Annotated in this window: 5 protein-coding genes; 1 reads left to right on the top strand and 4 read right to left on the bottom strand. The window is 61.5% G+C overall.

What is annotated here, in order from left to right; genetic code table 11:
* The 4 genes from rplE to ACHFGA_RS10930 form a co-directional block, all read right to left on the bottom strand.
* The coding region (gene rplE, locus ACHFGA_RS10945) for a 50S ribosomal protein L5 (RefSeq protein ID WP_394282409.1) at positions 1-461 on the bottom strand (461 nt) is incomplete at its 3' end.
* A 1-nt stretch (position 462) separates the two neighbouring features.
* Entirely contained in the window at positions 463-777 is a 315-nt protein-coding gene (rplX, locus tag ACHFGA_RS10940) for a 50S ribosomal protein L24 (RefSeq protein WP_018581633.1), read from the bottom strand.
* Positions 778-781: 4 nt separating this feature from the next.
* Entirely contained in the window at positions 782-1,150 is a 369-nt protein-coding gene (gene rplN, locus ACHFGA_RS10935) for a 50S ribosomal protein L14 (protein ID WP_018581632.1), read from the bottom strand.
* Between the two features lie 183 nt (positions 1,151-1,333).
* Entirely contained in the window at positions 1,334-2,194 is an 861-nt protein-coding gene (locus ACHFGA_RS10930; RefSeq protein ID WP_394282408.1) for a hypothetical protein, read from the bottom strand.
* Between the two features lie 72 nt (positions 2,195-2,266).
* Between ACHFGA_RS10930 and ACHFGA_RS10925 the strand changes: the two genes are divergently transcribed.
* A partial coding sequence (locus ACHFGA_RS10925; protein ID WP_394282410.1) for a dynamin family protein occupies positions 2,267-3,091 on the top strand: 825 nt, incomplete at its 3' end.

Below are 3,091 nucleotides of genomic sequence, written 5' to 3'. Positions count from 1 at the left end.
GGGCGGTCGATCTTGTCAACGTCGATCTCGTAGAACATGGTCTGCTCGGTCAGGCCGAAGGTGTAGTTACCGTGGCCGTCGAACTGCTGATCGCTCAGGCCGCGGAAGTCGCGGATACGTGGCAGTGCCACGGTCAGCAGGCGGTCCAGGAACTCCCACATGCGGTCGCCACGCAGGGTGACCTTCGCGCCGATCGGCATACCTTCACGCAGCTTGAAGTTTGCGATGGAGGTCTTTGCACGACGCAGCTGAGGCTTCTGGCCGGTAATAGCGGTCAGGTCCTCCAGAGCACCGTTGATTACCTTGGAGTCGCGAGCAGCGTCGCCGACACCCATGTTGACCACGATCTTGGTCAGGCCTGGGACCTGCATGATGTTGTCATAACCGAACTCTTCGCCCATCTTGCCACGGATTTCTTCCTTGTAGCGAGTCTTCAGGCGAGGGGTGTAATTGTCAGCCATCTTAGATGTCCTTCCCGTTCGACTTGGCAACGCGAACCTTCTTGCCGTCTTCATCGAAGCGGAAGCCGACGCGGGTCGGGGTGCCGTCGGAGTCCAGGATCATCACGTTGGACACGTGGATCGGAGCCTCCTGGGTCACGATGCCGCCGGACTCAGCGCCACGCTCAGTAGCGGAGTTGGCAACGTGCTTCTTGATGCGGTTAACGCCCTCAACGAGGACCTTCTCGCGCTTCGGGTAGGCCTCAATGACCTTGCCCTGTGCGCCCTTGTCTGGGCCAGAAATTACCTGGACCATGTCACCCTTTTTGATCTTCATGTGACTAGATCACCTCCGGTGCGAGAGACACGATCTTCATGAACTTCTTGTCGCGAAGTTCACGAGCAACCGGGCCGAAGATACGGGTGCCGCGTGGCTCATTGTCATTCTTGATAAGGACTGCTGCGTTCTCGTCGAAAGAGATGTAGGAGCCGTCTGGGCGACGGGTTTCCTTCTTTGCGCGAACGATCACAGCGCGGACAATCTCGCCCTGCTTGGCGTTGCCGCCAGGGGCTGCTTCCTTCACGGAAGCCACGATGGTGTCGCCGATGCCGGCGAAGCGTCGAACAGATCCGCCGAGGACACGGATGCACTGAATTTCACGCGCACCGGTGTTGTCGGCGACCTTCAGACGCGATTCTTTCTGAATCACTATGGTCTCCTGACCTGGATTAATGTGCGCCTGATTTCCGTCCAGAACGCACGTGGTCAATGTCTTTCGATGCCTGGCATGTCACGGATCGGCAGCGACGCTCGGAAATCAACGCCTGGCGCCAACCAGCACAGACAACTCGGATATTAAACCACGAAGCACCCAGGAAACCAAATCCCCCAACTACCCCACTAACGTAGCTTCGGGCAGGTACTCGTCGATAAGCTCCTGCGCCCGCTCACGCGGAATCCCCGGCGCGTCATTCCGGAACTTGATCTCTACTTCGCGCTGGCCACCGTTATCGCGGACGGCGACGAGCGAGACCTGTTCGAAGTCATCTTCCGCCTCCAGCGCCGCCATGAGCGCGAGCGCGGGGCTGACCATGTCTGGGGTCGCGCGCTGCAGGCTCAGCTTTGGCCCCGTCCCCTCCTCATTCTGGAGGTTGATGAACGGCTGCGCGTCATAATAAGGCACGAACGTTTCGACGATCTCCTCGATGCGCTGATCGGACTTCGCTAGTTCGGCCCAGCTCACCATCGGGGTCAGGTCGATCCTGTCGGAGCGGTTCCCCTCGCCTGTGTCTGCGTTATTGATCACCACGGACACGTCCGAGACCCCCTCGATGGGTTCGGCAAGCAGGCCGACGATCCACTCATTATCGGCCCGCGGGTCCACCTGGTAGCTGGTCGGAGGGTTTTCCGAAATGATCCACCCGGTGAAGTAGGACGGGTCCTTGGGGTCGTCGGACCAGCGGCTGACCAGGAAGTCTGCAGCCGCGGTGATCGCCTCTGCGTCGTCGGGGGCCACGTTGGCGCGTGAGGTGACCCCGCGCCACGCGTTCGTCTTTACCTCCGTCTCCAGGGTGACGTTCACGTTCGCCAGGTCGTGCTCCGCGGCTTCTTCGGTGGCCGCCACTTCGGCAGCGGCGCGCTGCTCCGGTGTCGGCTCCTCCCGGTTCGTCCACCACCACACCGCAGCGATGGCAACGACGGCGAGAACGATGACTAGGACCAGGGTGAGCACGCGTGACGACGAGGTCTTCATATGACCTATTCAACCAGGTTGGGTAAGCCGCGAGCAATCTCTTTCGCCCTGATACCCCTGGCCTCTGCAACAATGGGGTGCGTGAACTCCTTGTCATATTCCGCCGTCGAGCACTTACGCGACACGATGGCCGCCGCCACGCTTCCCACCTCCCCTGAGGCTGAAGCCGAGGCGCGAGCCATCGTCGCCCAACTTGACGATTACATCCTGCCCCGCCTGGCCAACATCGACGCCCCGCTGCTGGCTGTCGTGGGTGGGTCCACCGGCTCTGGTAAGTCCACCTTGGTCAATGCGATCGTCGGCAAGCAGGTGACCACTTCGGGAGTGATCCGCCCCACCACCCGCCAACCGGTGCTTGTGGCCAATCCTGCGGACCAGGAGTGGTTCAACTCCCCGCATGTTCTGCCGGGTCTGGCCCGCGAGCAGGGTGCCCCAGCGGCCAACGCGGAAGCGACCTCGCTGCGCATCGCGACGACGGATGCCGTCGACCAAGGCCTCGCGCTTCTGGATGCTCCGGATTTTGATTCCATCGACGACAAGAACCGCGCACTGGCCTCCCAGCTGCTGGCCGCCGCCGATTTGTGGGTCTTTGTGACCACCCCGGCGCGTTATGCCGACCAACTGGTGTGGAACTTCCTTCACGATGCCGCCGGGCGCAACATCGAGGTCATTGTGATCCTGAACCGGATGGACGAGGATTCGATGGCCACCGTCCCCGAGGACCTGCGCCGCATGATGAAGGAGGCCGGCCTGGGTGATTCCACCATGTTCGTGGTCCCCTACATCATCGATTTTGACACCTTCCTTCCGGACGCCCCCATCGCTCCCATTCGCGAGCACCTGCAGCATCTGGCCGGTGATGCGTCGGCACGCCGCGCGATGGCCGCCAAGACCGTG

It is taken from the genome of Corynebacterium sp. (assembly GCF_043426755.1).
Taxonomy (GTDB): domain Bacteria; phylum Actinomycetota; class Actinomycetes; order Mycobacteriales; family Mycobacteriaceae; genus Corynebacterium.
This window is presented reverse-complemented; position numbering and strand designations above follow the sequence as displayed.